The organism is Melissospora conviva (assembly GCF_049523535.1).
Lineage (GTDB): Bacteria > Actinomycetota > Actinomycetes > Mycobacteriales > Micromonosporaceae > Melissospora > Melissospora conviva.
The window spans coordinates 257,013-274,317 of sequence record NZ_JBLLDT010000005.1; the positions used below are offsets into that span (position 1 = coordinate 257,013).

The following is a 17,305-nucleotide window of genomic DNA, read 5'->3' on the forward strand; positions in this document are numbered from 1 at the left end:
ATCAGCCGCCGGCCGGGTGTGGCGGACTACTTCTGATCGGCGGAAAGGGTGAAGTACTGGCTTCCCCAACGGCGGCGCACCGTGGCAATACGGTCGTTGTCCTGCCAGTCACGCAGGTCACGCATCAGCCGGGTGTAGTCCAAGGGCTGCCGAATGCCACGGAGCTGGGTGACCAGACCGCGCAGGTGCAGGGTGACTTCGGCGAAGCTCGTGGCGGTCGCGGCTGCAGCGAAGCGCCGGTCGACCGCTTCTGCCGTCACCTTGCCGCTGATACGCAGCCTGGCCATCGCGGTGCCGAGACCGATGTCCGCGCCGTGCATCAGGATCGACTGCGACTGCTGGTGCAGCGCGAACAGGACCAGCGCGGCGTGTTCTGCGTGGAGTTCCCGAGTGAGTCGTCCCTCTGGGTGCAGACGTGTGTAGTACGGCCACATTTCCGGGACATCGCCGGCTTCGCGTCCGAGACCTCGACGCAGCGCGGCGAGGTCCCGCCCCTGGGGCATTTCCTTGCTGTAGTCCTTTTCCCAGAAGCACTTTCGATACCTGGGACGGACTTCATCCTGGACTGTCATGCGCGCCTCTCCACATTTGATCCGGTCATGCTCAGATGCCGAGCGTCTTCCGAACGGCCGCCCGGTACCACGCGTGTGCCACGCTCGCAGAGGTCGTGCGCTTGCCGGCCTTGTCGGTACGCCCGAGGAAAGCAGTGGGCGGGATGGCACTCAACGCGCGCTCTGCGGCGGCGTGGGCGAGGGCGAGAGCGCTTTCCTGCCACGCTTCCTCAGCCCGCTCCCAAAGCTCTGGTTGCCGCTGCATTCCGGTGAGCAGTCGCCGCACGACCCGGTTGAAGTCGTGCATGAGGGCGTCGCCCAGCCGAAACCCCTTGTCCCAGGGCAGGGGGTGACCGCCGCCGGCCCGTCTGAGGTCGTCGCCGAAGTTGTTGCCGGCCCGGCGGAGTCCTTCGGCTTGCGTCATCACGGTCTCGATGACCTGGCGCACGTCGCTGTCGGGGTGCAGCGCCGCCATCGGCAACGGGAGCAGGTCGGCGATGACGTCTTCGACGACGGCGGACTGATTCCCGTACGCCACCCCGACGGTCATAACCTGCAGTGGCAGGTCCTCGCCGAGGTGGCCGCTCATCTGAAGTCTGTGGAGCTGACTGAGGAGCAGACTGCTGGAGACCTTCGTACTCGCCTGGGGAACGGTTGCCAGCATCGGTTCGAGCCCACGCCAACTGTCGCGCCCGATAACGTGCCTCACCGGTGTGACAGAGGGCTGACCTGCTCGGGGCTTATCCACTTGCCGCCAGGCCGTGTGTGGTTCTACGTCTTGAGGCAGCGACCGGATTCGGTCGCCTGCCGTCAGCACTACCCGGCGCACCACGATCTCGCCGCCGATGCGCTCCGGGACGAGCCGCACCCGGCGGGACTGCCAGGTGAGGAGATGCAGGAGACCTTTCGGGTCGTCCGGCCGCCAGGCGCCGGTAGGCGCGACACCGCTTCGCCACTGAGGCAGGTCCTCGGGGTCCGACTGCCGCACGATGGGAGTGTTGAGCAGAATCGTCTCGGCCAGGTTCCGTCCCAGCGGGATGATGACCCCGAGGGCCCCGCAGGGCCCGGTCGGGTTTCCGGTGGTCTTGCCTCCGGACACCTTCTCGTCGTCGGCCGCACCGGACTTGATCGCCGCCGTGTCCCAGCACTGGGTCGCCAGCATTGCCCGGGTGGCCTCTGCAGGAGTCAGAGACGGCGGGTCGGCTTCGGTGCGCGCAGCGAACAGCGGGACGTTGTTGCCGGTGGCTGTCGTCGCAATCAGCAGCGACACCGGCTTGGTTTCGTCCTTCGCGGTGCGCAAACCGACCACCTGACCGAACGGGCGAGCGCCGAAAAGATCAAAAACCTGCCGGTGCTCACCGAGGTACTTCTTGATCTCTACCGCTGGCAGAGTGCCCCCATCCCAGCGGGCCTGCCACTCCACCTCGCTGGTGGGGAGGCCGCACGCGTCAAGGTACGCGGGCAGCAACACCTGACGGAGCATCGCAACGGTTTCCAGCGGATTCGCCACGCTGAGCGCGTCGATCTCGTGCGCTTGAAGCAGCGCCTCCATCAGGGAACGGAGCCGCGGCATACCGCGCTCGACGACCGGAATCCACGGTTCGTCCACGAGACTGAACGAGTATTCGCCCACGGGATGCTCCTCAAGCATTCAGCGACTAGCGGTGATAGGTGTCAAGAACCCAGTCGGCAATGAATCGTGCGATGACCGCTCCGCCAACGGAACGCACTAGCCGACCGACGAAACCACGATGCTGGGCTCCTGGATGCGAAGACCCGCCTGTGCGCTGCTCTGGCAGTGGCTGAGGCACCTTCCTAAGGGCTGCCTCGCTGACGTGCGTGACGCACAGAATGTCCTTTGTAGAAGGATCATGAACCGATCTGAAGAGCTCGTCATCAAGCTCCGACAACTCCCGGAGGACGCACTGAAGGGTCCGATAATCAAGAGTGGTTTCACGCACTAAAAGCTCGATAGAGATGAACCCTCCCCGCATCCCGTTGAGGGACACCATCGCACCGAGCACCCACCCTTTAAGGCCCCCATGCATCTGCATGCGTCGAAGCTATCAACCTAGGGCGCAAGATGCAACGAACCACCTATGTGCTCGCGCTTCGCGCGGATCTGCTGAGCTTCGCTTGCGGTAAGGTGCAGGAGCGCCACCATCCTCATGGGCCTGGCAACGCCGGGGTAATCCGCACCTGTGTGCGAGCGGCGCGGTGTCCCCGCCAACGCGGGGGGTAACGGTTCTACAGGTGTCATGCTTGCTCCGTGAGAAGTCCGAGCTGCTTGTCGTAGGTGAGCCGCGTGCCGGCGAGGACTGCGGACGAGGTGTCGTCCAGGACGAGAGCACGGGCGCGCTGCAACCAGGGGTTGCCGTACCAGCCGGGTAGTGGCGTGAGCGTGGCCTTCGCCGCGGCCGTGATCTCGGGTCGGCCGGGAAGCCGAACCGTCGAACCGATCACCTCTTCAGCGAGCTGGTTGTCGCTGGCGTCGCCGTTTGGGCCGAGACTACGGCCGCCGAGGGTCAGGTAGCGGCCGGCGGTTCTCCGGACGACCACCACTTCGAGCGACTCTGGACCGTCGCGAACAACCGCCGCCACCGCGTCGTCATCCTGCAACTCTCCTGTTGCTCGCGCGTGCAGTCCGGCGAGCGTGGGGGTGCCAAGCTGCTCTTCGCCGGAAAGCAGAAAAGCCTTGGCTTTGGCGCGGCGCGCTGCTTCCGCCGAGGTCCAAGCTTGTTCCGCCACCTGGAGGGCGTCGCTCCACTCAATGGGAACGGCGGTCTCAACGCTGTAGCCCTGGCTGACCAGTGCGGGTACATCCAGCGGGACCGACCAACCATCCTTGTCCGCTGCTTCGACGACGAGCGCGGCGGTTCGTAGCAACAGATACCGCCCGTAGACGTACTCGCTGCCACGAGGGAAAGCGGGTGGAGCGTGTGGTTGGCGCTTGATGCCAGTGACGACAACCTGCGCGGACCGAAGCCTCTCTGGGCGTTGAGACACAGGCCGGTCGTGGCGGTGGAGACGTCCCACCCGTTGCAGGAGCAGATCGATGGGTGCGAGGTCAGTCACCAACAAGTCGGCGTCTACGTCGAACGACTGTTCGGCGAGCTGAGTGGCCACGACGATGAGCCGGTGTGGTCTGGCGACAGAGTCCTTGGGCGGGCCAAGAAGGTCGAGGGCGCGCTCTGTCCGGGCGGCTCGTTCCGCGACGGTCAAGCGGGCATGAAGCAGCAGAACCTCATCTGTGCCCCACCGATCGGCGAGTGCCTGGTAGGTCTTTTGCGCTCGGCCCACCGTGTTCCTGATGACCAGCGCACATCCGCCGTCACGCAGCCGTTCGTCGAGTAGATCGATGAGCCGCTCCGGGTCATCGGTTGGCTCCTCATCGAGCACATCAACCGCCACCGGCACCGAGGGCCGCCACGGCTGCGCTGTGCGTGCCTCCCGTCGGGCCGCCCCGTCCGCGACGCTGACCGCGGTAATCAAGGGGTAACGAGCCTCGCTCGCAGATTGCGGCAGTTCCGGCGTCCGGCGACGTGTCGCTCCCTGGACGTACGCCCGGATCAGGCTTTCCCGTTGCTCAGGCGGCAACGTGGCCGACAGGAGGATCACCGGCACCTCGGCATCGCCCAGCCAGCGCAGTGCTTCCAACAGGAACTGCGACATATAGGTGTCGTAGGCGTGGATCTCGTCGAGGATGACGACTCGACCGGCGAGGCCGGCGTGACGCAGCATCACGTGCTTGGTTCGGGTGGCGGCGTGCAGCAGTTGGTCGATGGTCCCGACGACGACCGGCATGAGCATGCCGCGTTTTGCTCCGAGGAACCACTCGGCCGGCGCCTGTTCGGGTCGCTCCCACCGTCCGGCATCCACGAGGCCGTACCCGTCGTCGCAGCCGAACTCGTCTACGCCTGCGAAGTGCACGCGTTGTTGAAGGTCGTTCCACTGCGCGTTGAACATGCGCTTGCCGTGGAGCAACCCGACCGGCACGGCACTGTCGAGCTCACGCGCCCAGTCCAGCACCCGACCGAACATGGGGTCACTGGTGGCTTGGGTCGGCATGCCGACGAAGACTCCATCGCGTCCAAACCGTCGACCGAGCACCTCGGCCGCAGCCAGTGCCAGTTCGGTCTTTCCCTCCCCCATCGGTGCTTCGACGATCGTCAGCCCAGGGCCGGTCATCTGCTCCGCAAGGTGGATACCTGCCGTCTGCAGGGGCCGCGCCGTACGCCCGAAGCGGCTAGCGATCAGGTCGAGAGCCGGCGCGTACGGTGCGTCACCCCAACCGCCTCGTAGCTGCAGCGCCCTCCATGCCTCGTCTGCTCTTTGCCGCGCGCCGTCCATGGAGACTTGCGAAAAGGCATCGATACCGGGGAAGTGGTCGCTGCTGGCTATCCAGTCGGCCATGATGATCAAGCCGGAGAGTTCGAGCTGCCTGCCGCGCGACGGCAAGAGCAAGGACCCGATATCGGTTAGATCCACTCCGAGCGCATCAGCCACGGCCTCAACCAGGTCCCGCTGCGCGGCCACCCATTCCTGACCTCGCCCCTGCGCATTGCCCAAGCGGCGTGCGACGAGCAGCTTTTCAGCTTCGGGGACCAGCCCGTGGTGGCCGGCGATCAACGGCCAGACCCAGTCGACCGACTGAGGTGTCCAGTTGTGCTGCGGTAGGACCGTTCGAAGAATCACCGCTCCGGCACCCGTGTGATGCCAAGCGGCGGAGTCCTTGTCCAGCCTTTTCCAGGACAGCCCTGCATCCTGGACGCGGCGCGCGAGATCTGGAACCTTCGCCTGGAAGGCCGGTGATGCCTTGCCGACGTCGTGAAGGCCCGCCAGCAGAGCGTAGAGGTGCTTGCCTCTCGCAGCGGAGCACGCATCAAGCCACCGTCGAGTGCCCGGCGAAAGGTAGTGCTCCCAGATCAACTCTGCTACCGCAGCGGTGTCGAAGAGGTGCTGAAGCAGCAAATTGGGGCTACCACCGGCGTCCGATTTTCCCCATAGGACGGATAGCGGGGATGGTGGCATCGGGGACATGCGGAGCACTATAGGGAGACCCACCGACATTGAAGGCAGCTCATGTCCGGCAAGTCGGGTGACCGACAGAAGGAGGACCCGGCGAGCATGGCAAGCTATGCAGCTAGGCGATCTTGGGCCTTGGCGAGTGATGCTGCGGAGGCCGAGTAGCCCACAAAAGCCCAGGTGGGAAAGCCTCGTCCCCGCACGCGCGGGGGTCTTCCGCCTTGAGCTGCGCCGAGACGAGCCGATCCGCGCTCGTCCCCGCACGCGCGGGGGTCTTCCTGCCGGCCACCACATACAGGCGCTTCGGACGCACTCGTCCCCGCACGCGCGGGGGTCTTCCCCAGCACGGGGCCCTCGAAGACGGGCCGCTGATCTCGTCCCCGCACGCGCGGGGGTCTTCCGGAGTCCGCGATGGGCTCGATCAACTGGAAGTGCTCGTCCCCGCACGCGCGGGGGTCTTCCGCGTTCTCTGGTGTCGACGTCGACGCCGGCCTACTCGTCCCCGCACGCGCGGGGGTCTTCCCTCCATCGCCAGCAGCTTCAACCCACGAGACACCTCGTCCCCGCACGCGCGGGGGTCTTCCGGGTCTAGGGGGTCCGATGGACCCCCGGATTTGCTCGTCCCCGCACGCGCGGGGGTCTTCCCCAGCTCGACGTAGCGGTCACCCACCCCGCCAACTCGTCCCCGCACGCGCGGGGGTCTTCCGCCCGCCGGACTGGCGTCCTGCGTCCAGAGTGCCTCGTCCCCGCACGCGCGGGGGTCTTCCCTCAACGTCGCGGCCGAGATGGCCCGCGGTGACCTCGTCCCCGCACGCGCGGGGGTCTTCCGCGGTACGAGACCGCGTCGGGCCGGTACCGGCCCTCGTCCCCGCACGCGCGGGGGTCTTCCCCACCACCACCGGTCGCGCCACCGAGCGCCCCGCTCGTCCCCGCACGCGCGGGGGTCTTCCCCACGGGGCATACGCGGGACGCAGCAACGAAACCTCGTCCCCGCACGCGCGGGGGTCTTCCCGGCGTTGGCAGGAGTATCTGGGCAAGGTGCGGCTCGTTCCCGCACGCGCGGGGGTCTTCCGAGGCGCCCGGCGTCGACGAGGCCGAGCGGGCCCTCGTCCCCGCACGCGCGGGGGTCTTCCCCTGAGTTGGCGCCGGCGCTGATCCACACGGTGCTCGTCCCCGCACGCGCGGGGGTCTTCCGGCCACTACCGGCCGGTCGCGAACAGGGCGTTGCTCGTCCCCGCACGCGCGGGGGTCTTCCGGTTGGTATGGGGGTCCATCGGGCCCCCTACACCTCGTCCCCGCACGCGCGGGGGTCTTCCCGGGTCGTCTTCGGCGTACAGCTCCCCCACGGCCTCGTCCCCGCACGCGCGGGGGTCTTCCGCGATCGCCCGCTCAGCGATGCTGCCCTCGTAGCTCGTCCCCGCACGCGCGGGGGTCTTCCCGCCGCCTTCCCGGTCTTGCGCTGCCGGACCTTCTCGTCCCCGCACGCGCGGGGGTCTTCCGGGCATCGGCTGGGTCATCGGCGTTCCGGACGCCTCGTCCCCGCACGCGCGGGGGTCTTCCCCTGCTCTACCCCCTCGCCGGCGCCGCAGCCTGCTCGTCCCCGCACGCGCGGGGGTCTTCCTCACGGGCGCGATGGTGCGGGCGAGCGGCCGGACTCGTCCCCGCACGCGCGGGGGTCTTCCGATGATCAGGACGCGCTGTCCGGGGTCCCAACCCTCGTCCCCGCACGCGCGGGGGTCTTCCTCGTCACCGATCGGGGCCAGATCGCAGCTCGTCCTCGTCCCCGCACGCGCGGGGGTCTTCCGAACCAGGCCTCGTCGCCGGCGGCGCCCGGCCGCTCTCCCCGCACGCGCGGGGGTCTTCCCTTCGGGACGTACGTCGCGCCCACGTAGCCGCCCTCGTCCCCGCACGCGCGGGGGTCTTCCTCTCGCCGGAAGGAACCGTCATGCGTGTTCGTCCTCGTCACCGCACGCGCGGGGGTCTTCCTTCCTTGCTGGTGACGGTCCTGGTGACGGTGTTCTCGTACCCGCACGCGCGGGGGTCTTCCCGGGCCCGTCCTGTACGGGTGGCAGCGCGTGTACTCGTCCCCGCACGCGCGGGGGTCTTCCCCAGCGCAACACAGTCACGATGGGCGCGTCCGGCTCGTCCCCGCACTCGCGGGGGTCTTCCATCCGGGGGTCCATCGAAGTCCCTAGAGTCCTCCTCGTACCCGCACCGCGCGGGGAATCCTCCGCATCAGCCCTTGGTTATCGGGACAGAACACGCTTCACCGGGGCGACCGCCCGAATTCAGACGATGGACGCCTCGCGGAGTTCCTTCCAGAGCTGTGCGCCATCCGGCGCGCAGATCCACCGGCTCCCCTCCGACCCCGACGGCCTCTCGTCGGCGGCGTGCGGCAAGTTTCCGGCGAGGACCGCCTGGGTCGGCGAGAGCCGCCGGATCGCCACGCCGGCGACGTTCTCCGGGTGCCGGTGCAGGAACTCTCGGTAGATCTCCTGGTCGTGCTGGCCGTCGTCGCCGACCAGCAGCCAGCGCATGTCGGGGAACTCCCCCGCCAGCCGCTCCAGGGTCGCCCGCTTGTGCTCGCGTCCGCTGCGGAACCAGCGGTCCTGGGTGGGTCCCCAGTCGGTGAGCAGCAGCGGACCGGCCGGGTAGAGGTTGCGGGACAGGAACCGCGTCAGCGCCGGGGCGACGTTCCAGGCGCCGGTGGAGAGGTAGAGCACCGGTGAGCCGGGCCGGGCGTTGGTGATCCGCTCGTAGAGGACCGCCATCCCGGGTACGGCCGCGCGGGCGTGTTCGTCGAGGACGAAGGTGTTCCAGCCGGCCAGCAGCGGCCGGGGCAGCGCGGTGACCATGACCGTGTCGTCGATGTCGGAGATGATGCCGAAGCGGGCCGCCGGGTCGATCACCCGGATCGGGGCCTCGACCGGCTCGGCGTCGGGTGCGCTGAGCCGGATCCGGCACCAGCCCGGGTTCAAGTCGGCCTTGACCACGGTGTCGATCAGACCGCTGCGGTCGGTCTGCACCTCGGTGCTCACGTCGCCGGCTTCGACGGTGACGGGCACGCCCTTGGCCGGCAGGGTGGCGAAGCTGCGCCAGCCGCGCAGCTTCTGTGGCCGGCGGTCGGCGTCGCCGTCGGCGCGGGTCAGCAGCACCCGTCCCATCACCCGCGCCCAGCCGGGAGCGCCGTACCCGGCGTAGGGGACGATCGCCGGCCGCCGCGGCCGGCGACCGAGCTTGCGCAGAAAGAACTCCTGCGCGGCGTCCTCGATCCGGGCGGCGCGGTGCAGGCGGGGAGCATCCGGGGTGGGCACGAAATCAGCCTGCCACACCCCCTGCGGCGCGGCACCCCGGCGATCATCAGGTTTCGCCGGTGTTCACCGTTTCGCGTCCTGACCTGCGGGTGCCGTGGCACGCTCACCCGGGGAGCAAAAGGACGAGGGGTGCTCGTGTCTGTCTCGCTGGCCGAACCCGTGCAGCGGAGCATGACGAAGATCCGGTCGCACCTGCCCGCGCTGGCAGCCCTGCTGTTCGGCGCCCTGGGGGTGCTGTACCGGCTGGCGCTGATCCTGATGGGGGTGCCCGGCTCCAACAGCGACGAGGCGACCTTCGGGCTGGCGGCCAAGCACATCGCCGAGGGCCGCCACACGCCGATCTTCCTCTACGGCCAGCACTACATGGGGGTGCTGGAGTCGTACCTGGCCGCTCCGCTCTTCGCCGTCTTCGGGCCGAGCTGGGTGGCGCTGCGCATCCCGCTGCTGGTCCTCTACGCGCTCTTCCTCTTCGCGATGTACCACCTGGTCCGTCGCCTCTACTCCCCCGTCTTCGCCGCGATCGTCATCGGGCTCCTCTCGCTCGGCTCCGAGCGGGTGGTGCGTGACCAGATCACCGCCGTCGGCGGCCGCGCCGAGAACAAGGTAGCGGTCGTCCTCGTCCTGCTGCTCACGCTCGCGCTGGCCAGTGGGACCGTCCGGCATCGGCTGCCCGCGTACGGGATGGTCGGGTTGCTGGCCGGCTTGGCGCTCTGGTCGGACTGGCTGGTGCTGCCCTACCTGGCCGCGGCGGCGGTGGTGCTGCTGGTCGCGAGCGGCCGGGAGCTGTGGGGCCGTGCGGGCGCGGCGCTCACCGGCGGTCTCGTCCTCGGCGGTCTACCGGTGATCATCTACAACCTGCGGGCCGGCCCCGGGGAGGACTCCTGGACGGTGCTGTGGGGGCTGGCCGACTCCGGCGGTCTCACGGCGCCGCTGCGACAGCGCTGGGACGGACTGGTGGAGAGCGTCCCGCTGGCCACCGGACTCTGCCCGAGCAGCGGCTGCACCGGTCTGCACCAGTGGTTCACCTACCTCTACCTCGCGTTGCTGGTGGTGGCCGCCGCGCTGGCCGTACACGCGCTGCGCCGGGACCGGCGCGACCGCGACGGGCGCATCCGCGCCGTCACCCAGCTCGCCCTGCTCGCCGCCGCCGCGCTGACCCTCTACGCCTACCTGCGCAACCCCACCACCGCCACCGAGCCGCTCGCCAACGCCCGGTACCTGTCGGTGCTGCAGATCTCGCTGCCCGCCGTCCTCTGGCCCCTCTATGCGGCCGGACGACATTCGTGGGGGATGTTGGACACCAACCACCGGATCGTCGGCAACCTCGCCAACAACGTGGTCGGCGTGATCGTGCTCCTCTCGGTGATCTCCACCGGCATGTTTGTCCGCGACCTCGACAAGCTCCAGCAGGAGGAGACGCAGGCCCGCCTGCTCGGCGAGCGACTCCAGGAGCTGGGCGTACACCACGTCTACAGCGAGTACTGGATCTGCAACCGGCTGGTCTTCAACACCAACGAGAACGTGCTCTGCGCCGTCATCGGCGAGACCGTGGGCCGCGGACTGGACCGCTACCCGCCGTACCGCGAACAGGTCGACCGGGAACCGAGCCCGGCCTTCGTCTTCCAGTCCGGGACGATATTCGAGGAGGGCTTCCGCCGGCTGCTCGACGACGGAGACCTCGACGCCACCGTCACCGAGATCGGCCGGTACCGGCTGTACCAGCCGGAGCAGGAGCTGCGGCCGCGGTGACCGGGCCCTGATCCACCGCAGGACCGGGTGCCCGGGGCCCTGACCGGAGCTGGTGATGCGGGTCCGGGTATGCCGCCCTGAGCAGCGGGGCCGGCCCGGGCGCGACGTACCCTGGCCCCGGGTCGCACCGTCGCGCTCCCCTGGCCACACCGCAAGGAGTACCCCCGCACCATGCTCATCCTGTTGCCACCGTCCGAGGGCAAGACCGCCGGCACCGAAGCGCCACTGGACTGGGAGCAGCTCTCCCTGCCGGCGTTGAACCCGGCGCGCGAACGGGTGCTCGACACCCTCGTGACCCTCTGCGGCGACGACCCCGACCGGGCCCGGCAGGTGCTCGGCCTCACCCCCGGCCAGGGCGGCGAGGTGACCCGCAACGCCGGGCTGCGCACCGCCCCGACCGGTGCCGCGAGCGAGATCTACACCGGGGTGCTCTACGAGGCGCTGGACCTGGCCTCACTCGAGGTCGGCGCCCGCAAGCTCGCGGACGAGTCGGTGCTGGTCGGCTCCGGGCTCTGGGGCATGGTCCGGCTGACCGACCGGATCCCCGCCTACCGCTGCGCGATCGGCGTACGCCTGCCCGGCCTGGGCGGGCTGACCGCGTACTGGCGCAAGGCGCTCGCCGCCGAACTGGCACGCGTCGCCGGCGACGAGCCGGTGCTGGATCTGCGCTCGGCGGCGTACGGGGCGACCTGGCGCCCGACCGGTGAGGTCGCCGGCCGTACGGCGAGCGTGCGGGTGCTGCACGAGCGGATGGTCGACGGCACGGCCACCCGCAGCGTCGTGAGCCACTTCAACAAGGCGACCAAGGGGCGGCTGGTGCGTGACCTGCTCGCCGCCGAGGTCCAGCCGTCGAGCGTCGGCGAGCTGGTGACGGCGCTGCGCGACCTCGGTTACGTGGTGGAGGAGCCGGCACCGGTCGCCGGCCGGCCGTTGCTGCTGGACGTGATCGTCACCGAGATCTGAAGTGCGCGGCACCGGCCGCCGGTCGCGCCGGGTTCAGGCGCCGAAGACGTCATCCTCGGCTGCGTCGCGGACACCGTCGACGAAGCCCCGGAACGCCGGGTCGCTCGCGTCGGCGGTCACCGTCGTCACGACCTCCCCGGTCACCTCCGCGACCGCGTCGGACAGGGGCGCGATGTCGAGTTCGCTGTTGTCGAGGGTGTCCGGGGCGGCGTTGGCCAGCTCGACCATGCGCCGGACCTCCTCCGGGTCGGCGTCGTTGTCGACCGCCCACTGCTGCCCCGCCCGGTAACAGTCGTCGTAGACGCCCTGCTGGTCATCGGACCAGTCCGTGTCGTAGCCCGCCATCGTGTCCCTTCCGCCGTACGCGTCTGCCCTGTCGAGCATGCCCGTACCGCACTGCCGGTGCCGGCGGTACGCGCGAATCACCGTCGGCCCTGCGCGGCGCGAACCGGCCGGGGCGCGCAGGTACGCCGGGCGGCGGCTGCCGGGCGTACCCAGGGGTGGGTCGTATGCTGGCACCGCCCCGGCCCCGCGTGGCGCTGTCAAGCCCGCGCCGATCCTTGCGAGTTGAACAGATGAGTGACGACACCCCCACGCCCCCGGTCTTCGTGCACCCCACCGCCGACGTGGAGGAGGGCGCCCGCATCGGCGACGGCACGAAGGTCTGGCATCTGGCCCACATCCGCTCCAGCGCGCAGCTCGGCGTCGGCTGCGTCATCGGGCGCAACGTCTACGTCGACGCCAACGTCGTCATCGGCGACCGGGTCAAGGTGCAGAACAACGTCTCGGTCTACCAGGGCGTGACGATCGAGGACGAAGTGTTCGTCGGCCCCTGCGCGGTCTTCACCAACGACTTCCGGCCCCGCGCCCAGAACCCCGACTGGGAGATCACCCCGACGCTGGTGCGCAAGGGCGCGTCGATCGGCGCGAACGCCACCCTGGTCTGCGGCATCGAGGTCGGCTCGTACGCGATGATCGCCGCCGGTTCCGTGGTCACCCGGGACGTGGCGCCGTACCAGCTCGTCGCCGGCAACCCGGCCCGGCCCAAGGGCTGGGTGAACGCCAAGGGCGAGGTTGTCTCCCGTGACCCGGAAAACCCGCCGGCGGGCCTGGACCAGGACTGACCCGCGCCGGACACGGCGAAGGCCCCGGACGGTACGAGCCGTCCGGGGCCTTCGCCGTGCAGCTGTCGGTCAGCCGCCGATGACGACGCGGCGTACGCCGGTCCAACGCTGCGGGTCGGTGACCCGGCGGCCGTCGACCAGCACCCGCACGCCGGGCAGGTCGGCCGGGGTCAGGCTCTTGTACTCGCTGTGGTCGGCCTGGACCACAGCGGCGGTGACCGGCTGTCCCTCGTGCGGCGGCAGGCCGTGCGCGGCGAGCTCTTCGGCGGTGTACATCGGGTCCGACACGTACGGCGTGGCACCCCGGGCGCGCAGCGCCTCGACGGTCGGGAAGACCCCGGAGAAGGCGGTCTCCTTGACTCCCCCGCGGTAGGCGGCGCCGAGCACCAGCACGTGCGCGCCGGTCAGGTCGCCGTACGCGGCGGCGAGCAGGTCGACGGCGTAGTCGGGCATGGCCGCGTTCGCCTCGCGGGCGGAGCGGACCACGGTGGCGGCCGGGTCGTTCCAGAGGTACATCCGCGGGTAGATCGGAATGCAGTGCCCGCCGACGGCGATGCCGGGCGAGTGGATGTGGCTGTACGGCTGGGTGTTGCAGGCCTCGATGACCTTGGTGACGTCGACGCCGACGGTGTCGGCGAAGCGGGCGAACTGGTTCGCCAGGCCGATGTTGACGTCCCGGTAGGTGGTCTCGGCGAGCTTGGCGAGTTCGCTGGCCTCGGTGGAGCCGAGGTCCCAGACGCCGTTGGGCCGGTCGAGGTCGGGCCGCTCGTCGAAGTCGAGCACCGCCTCGTAGAACCGCACGCCGTGCGCGGCGGAGGCGTCGTCGACGCCGCCGACCAGCTTGGGGTAGCGGCGCAGGTCGGCGAAGACCCGGCCGGTGAGCACCCGCTCCGGACTGAAGACGAGGGAGAAGTCGGTGCCGACGGTCAGCCCGGAGCCCTGCTCCAGCATCGGCGCCCAGCGGTTGCGGGTGGTGCCGACCGGCAGGGTCGTCTCGTAGCTGACCAGCGTCCCCGGCTTCAGGCCCGCGGCGATGGCCTGGGTGGCCGCATCCATCCAGCCAAAGTCCGGCACGCCCTCGGCGTCGACGAAAAGCGGGACGACCACGACGACCGCCTCGGACTGCGCCACCGCCGCCGCGGTGTCGGTGGTCGCGGTGAGCAGACCGGCGGTGACGGCCTCCTTGAGCTTGACGTCTAGGTCGGCCTCACCGGGGAACGGCACTGCTCCGTCGTTGACGAGCTGCACCACCCGTTCGGAGACGTCGGCACCGATGACCCGGTGGCCCTTCGACGCGAACTGCACAGCCAGGGGCAGCCCGATCTTGCCCAACGCGACGACACAGATGTTCATGGGTCTACTTTCCTCCACTGGGCAGCAGGCGGCGAAGCCGGCCTACCAGTCGACGCGGCGTGATCCCGGTGACGGAGATCACCAGCCGTGCCTTGTTGTTCGTGTACGGGGTGATCAGGTAAATGCGGTTGCCGTGGCGGACGACCCGCCGAGGGGCAGCCAGCCGGCCCTTCAGTTTGAGGAAACCGGCCGATTCTTCGCCGCCGACGATCGTGTGCAACCGGACGGTCAACTGCTTTCGGCCGCTCGGAGCAGCCTCGATGAGCGCGCTGACGGGGAAGTCGGCGAACGCCACCGTGCCTGCCACCTCGTCGAGGACCATCCGCACGGTCGCGGTGGCATCGCCGGCACTGATCCAGACCGCATCGGTTCCGGCGGATGCCAGGTGCCGCCAGGGATTGCGCGCGTTGATCGAGAGGACCAGGTTGCCGTCGTCGGAGGTGCGCCACGTCACCGCGCTGGCGGTGAACTTCCGGATCCAGCCGGCGACCTTGTCGCTGATGTCGTAGCAGCTGTCCGGCAGCCCGAACCGGCTGTCCCGGAAGCCGGGCAGCAGCCGGTACCAGCGGCCGTTGTCGACGATCACCCGCGGGCCGCCGGGCTCGGCGAGCTCGCGCAGCAGCTTGCGCAGGTCGTTCAACTCGCCGTGGCGGGCAACGGCAAGCCGCTGTCGTGTGCCGACCGGCAGCTGTGCTTCCAGCCGGTCACCGAGGTACCGGACGGTTAGCTCCCGCACCGCCGTGTGGATCTGCTTCTGCGCGGCCTCGTCGAGTTCGAGGAAGCCCTTGCGCAGCAGCTTGTCGACCTCGGAGCCGAAGTGCCGCCGCAGAAGCGCGTCGCGCCGCACGCCGGGGTCGAGGCGGGTGACGACGTACTCCACCAGCCGCTGCGCGCAGCGCAGCCGCTCCTGCCAGTTGGTGCGGTAGGTGATGTTCTGCGCGTCGTCACGCTTGACCGCGTAGTAGTAGTCGTAGTCGGCCAGCACCGAAATGCGGCGTGCCTGCAGGCACGCCTCGATGGTGAAGGGCTGGTCGCTGCCCATCCGCATGTCCTCGGGGAAGCGCAGCCGGTGGCGCTCGATCAGCTCCCGGCGGAACAGCTTCGTGTTCGACACCGCCCAGGGCAGGGCGCTGTCGAAGAGATCGACGTCCTGCTGAGTGGTCTGGAAGACCTCCGTAGGTACGTAACGGCCGTTGACCCCGACCATCCGGCCGGCGACGACGTCGGACTTCCACTGGTCGGCGGCGTCCACGAGCCGCTCCAACGCCTCGGTGCCCAGGTAGTCGTCGGAGCCGATGAAGAAGACGTACCGGCCGGTGGCGTGCTCCAGGCCGCGGTTGCTCGGTGCCGCCGGCCCACCGGAGTTGGGCTGGTGCACGACCGTGAAGGTCTGCGGGTAGAGGGCGGCGAACCGGTCAAGCTCGGCGCCGCTGCCGTCGGTGGAGCCGTCGTCGACCGCCACCACCTGCAGCCGGTCCTGCCCGATACTCTGCTTGACCAGGGAGTTCAAGCACTCGGTCAGGTACGGCATCGTGTTGTAGACGGCGACGACGACGCTGACGTCGGGGACGACAGTCACTCCAGAGCTCCGCCGGTTCGCTCCGATGCGACCAGTTCGCGCTGCGCCACCGACACCTCTTCCGGGTTTCGACGGGGTGGCCGGCCGGGCAGCAGCTTGGTGTAGAGGCCGTCCAGAATCTCCGCCTGAGCCTCCCATGTCCAGCTGTCGAGGAGGCCGGGCGTCTCATAGGCCGCGCGGTAGCGCTGCGGGTCGGCGAGGACCGCGGCGACAGCGCGCACCAGGTCCTGCACGTCCTCTGCCTTGAAGATCTCGCCTTGCCCCGTATGACGCACCATCTCCGACATTGTGCGCATGTCACTGACCACGATGGGCAGCCGCGCGTGGGAGTACTCGAAGAACTTCGTGATGAGGGCGATCTCGTGGTTGGGCCAGTGGTGGATGGGGATGATCCCGACATCGGCGGCCGACAGGAAGGACACCACCTGCCAGTGCTCCACGTACGGGAGTACGTGCAGACGGTCCTGTACACCGAGTTCGGCCGCGCGCTTGACAAGGCCCCGGAGGTAGGACCCATCCGGCGCGTTCACGATGAACGCTGCGTGTGCCGTGGGCAGTTGCGGCAAAGCCTCCACGATGGTGGCGAGGCCACGTTGCGGTGCCGCGGCTCCGCTGTAGACCAATAAGGGAGTCGCCGGATCGACAGCACAGAGATCACGGACGTTAGGCAGCGAGACACCCGTCTGCGTGCGACTGTCGAGCTTGCTGGGCGCGTTGAGGATCACCGACGGAATCTCAGGGAGTCGGTGGGTCTCCTGGAGCAGATCCGCCAGCCCGCTGGAAACGGTGATCACCGCGTCAGCGTACCGGGCGTACTCCCGCTCGTGGGCGACGTGTGCGGGCATCCATCGCTCGTCGTCGCGGCGGGGCCGGATCCCGGGCAGGAACTCGTGGGCGTCCCAGATCAGCTTGACGTCGCGGCCCGCGCCCCGGGCCCGTAGCGCCGCCCGGGCGCCCACACCGATCATCCGGAAGTCATGGGCGTGAATCAGGTCCGGCTTGAGCTTGTCGATCGTCTTGCCGAACGCGAGTTCCCAGTCCCACAGCGCCGGCTCGAGGCGGCGCCATGCCCGGTCACCCATCACTTTCGCCCAGAACCAGGTGTAGAACCGGTCCCATGGCCCGTCGAGGCGTTTGCGGGCCTTCTCTGCCCGGCTCGCCTGCTTACGTCGGAACTGCACCCACCGCTGCGCCGTGTTCGACAGCCGTGTCTCGGCGCCGAGGCGCTTGCGGTCAAGGAAGGATGCGGTGCCGGCAAGCATCTCGAGCTTCAGCTCCGCCCTGCGTGCTGCGAGGTCGGCCTGCCACCCCTTCATCTGCTGGGTGCGGACCTCCCCCACTCCGTTCGGGGGATAGCCCAGGGGACCCCGCAGCCAGGCGCGGCGAAACTGGTGCCGCCGGGTGCCGAGGAGCGACGCGAGGGGCAGCAGCCGAACTTGCGCAGCACCGAGCATCCACTCGTGCGAGTGACGATCCGGCGAACGGCCGAGGAGAGTTACGTGCCAACCAGCATCCGCCGCAGAGCGAGCGATCTTCTGCACACGCGAGTCCCCGTTGACCGCGTTGTCGACCAGCATGACGATGCGGCCGCGGTATCCGTCGGTCGAAGGCAAATCGTCAGAGTCCATCATGGGGGTCCTTCAATTC

Annotated in this window: 11 protein-coding genes and 1 CRISPR repeat array; of the genes, 3 read left to right on the plus strand and 8 right to left on the minus strand. The window is 69.2% G+C overall.

Going from position 1 to position 17,305, the window contains the following annotated elements:
* Window positions 1–26: 26 nt before the first annotated feature.
* The 4 genes from casB to ACK8GG_RS14510 form a co-directional block, all read right to left on the minus strand.
* Window positions 27–572 carry a type I-E CRISPR-associated protein Cse2/CasB gene (gene casB, locus ACK8GG_RS14495; protein WP_440356546.1) on the minus strand — a complete coding sequence of 182 codons (546 nt, stop codon included), beginning with the start codon at window positions 570–572 and terminating at the stop codon, window positions 27–29.
* A gap of 31 nt (window positions 573–603) precedes the next feature.
* Window positions 604–2,184 carry a type I-E CRISPR-associated protein Cse1/CasA gene (casA, locus tag ACK8GG_RS14500; protein WP_440356547.1) on the minus strand — a complete coding sequence of 527 codons (1,581 nt, stop codon included), beginning with the start codon at window positions 2,182–2,184 and terminating at the stop codon, window positions 604–606.
* 623 nt (window positions 2,185–2,807) lie between these two features.
* Entirely contained in the window at window positions 2,808–5,591 is a 2,784-nt protein-coding gene (gene cas3, locus ACK8GG_RS14505) for a CRISPR-associated helicase Cas3' (RefSeq protein WP_440356548.1), read from the minus strand.
* Window positions 5,592–5,766: 175 nt separating this feature from the next.
* A CRISPR array of direct repeats spans window positions 5,767–7,745; the repeat unit is 28 nt; unit sequence CTCGTCCCCGCACGCGCGGGGGTCTTCC.
* Between the two features lie 119 nt (window positions 7,746–7,864).
* A complete protein-coding gene (locus ACK8GG_RS14510; RefSeq protein WP_440356549.1) occupies window positions 7,865–8,890 on the minus strand; it encodes an App1 family protein phosphatidate phosphatase in 1,026 nt (341 codons plus the stop codon).
* A 135-nt stretch (window positions 8,891–9,025) separates the two neighbouring features.
* Between ACK8GG_RS14510 and ACK8GG_RS14515 the strand changes: the two genes are divergently transcribed.
* Together ACK8GG_RS14515 and yaaA are read left to right on the plus strand one after the other, a co-directional pair.
* Window positions 9,026–10,639 carry a glycosyltransferase family 39 protein gene (locus ACK8GG_RS14515; RefSeq protein ID WP_440356550.1) on the plus strand — a complete coding sequence of 538 codons (1,614 nt, stop codon included), beginning with the start codon at window positions 9,026–9,028 and terminating at the stop codon, window positions 10,637–10,639.
* Between the two features lie 171 nt (window positions 10,640–10,810).
* Window positions 10,811–11,602, plus strand: coding sequence for a peroxide stress protein YaaA (gene yaaA, locus ACK8GG_RS14520; RefSeq protein ID WP_440353723.1), 792 nt, complete (start codon window positions 10,811–10,813; stop codon window positions 11,600–11,602).
* A gap of 33 nt (window positions 11,603–11,635) precedes the next feature.
* Here the strand turns inward: yaaA and ACK8GG_RS14525 are convergent, their stop codons facing one another.
* Complete coding sequence (locus ACK8GG_RS14525; protein ID WP_440356551.1) at window positions 11,636–11,986, minus strand: hypothetical protein; 351 nt, start codon at window positions 11,984–11,986, stop codon at window positions 11,636–11,638.
* A gap of 191 nt (window positions 11,987–12,177) precedes the next feature.
* Here ACK8GG_RS14525 and ACK8GG_RS14530 point away from each other — a divergent pair, with 191 nt between their 5' ends.
* Window positions 12,178–12,726, plus strand: a complete 549-nt coding sequence (locus ACK8GG_RS14530) for an acyltransferase (RefSeq protein WP_440353721.1) — start codon at window positions 12,178–12,180, stop codon at window positions 12,724–12,726.
* Window positions 12,727–12,795: 69 nt separating this feature from the next.
* On the opposite strand, the gene ACK8GG_RS14535 is transcribed toward ACK8GG_RS14530, so the two are convergent.
* Genes ACK8GG_RS14535 through ACK8GG_RS14545 form a run of 3 tightly spaced genes read right to left on the minus strand, consistent with a single transcriptional unit; the run spans window position 12,796 to window position 17,235 of the window.
* Entirely contained in the window at window positions 12,796–14,079 is a 1,284-nt protein-coding gene (locus ACK8GG_RS14535) for a nucleotide sugar dehydrogenase (protein ID WP_440356552.1), read from the minus strand.
* A gap of 4 nt (window positions 14,080–14,083) precedes the next feature.
* Window positions 14,084–15,658, minus strand: coding sequence for a glycosyltransferase family 2 protein (locus ACK8GG_RS14540; protein WP_440353719.1), 1,575 nt, complete (start codon window positions 15,656–15,658; stop codon window positions 14,084–14,086).
* Window positions 15,655–17,235 carry a glycosyltransferase family 4 protein gene (locus ACK8GG_RS14545; protein ID WP_440353899.1) on the minus strand — a complete coding sequence of 527 codons (1,581 nt, stop codon included), beginning with the start codon at window positions 17,233–17,235 and terminating at the stop codon, window positions 15,655–15,657. The genes ACK8GG_RS14540 and ACK8GG_RS14545 overlap by 4 nt, the downstream gene beginning before the upstream one ends.
* Between the last annotated feature and the right edge of the window lie 70 nt (window positions 17,236–17,305).

Excerpts from the sequence above, each read along its gene's own strand:
- casB (WP_440356546.1), bottom strand. The coding sequence starts at position 572 with ATGACAGTCCAGGATGAAGTCCGTCCCAGGTATCGAAAGTGCTTCTGG.
- cas3 (WP_440356548.1), bottom strand. The coding sequence starts at position 5,591 with ATGTCCCCGATGCCACCATCCCCGCTATCCGTCCTATGGGGAAAATCG.
- yaaA (WP_440353723.1), top strand. The coding sequence starts at position 10,811 with ATGCTCATCCTGTTGCCACCGTCCGAGGGCAAGACCGCCGGCACCGAA.
- ACK8GG_RS14525 (WP_440356551.1), bottom strand. The coding sequence starts at position 11,986 with ATGCTCGACAGGGCAGACGCGTACGGCGGAAGGGACACGATGGCGGGC.
- ACK8GG_RS14530 (WP_440353721.1), top strand. The coding sequence starts at position 12,178 with ATGAGTGACGACACCCCCACGCCCCCGGTCTTCGTGCACCCCACCGCC.
- ACK8GG_RS14535 (WP_440356552.1), bottom strand. The coding sequence starts at position 14,079 with ATGAACATCTGTGTCGTCGCGTTGGGCAAGATCGGGCTGCCCCTGGCT.
- ACK8GG_RS14545 (WP_440353899.1), bottom strand. The coding sequence starts at position 17,235 with ATGCTGGTCGACAACGCGGTCAACGGGGACTCGCGTGTGCAGAAGATC.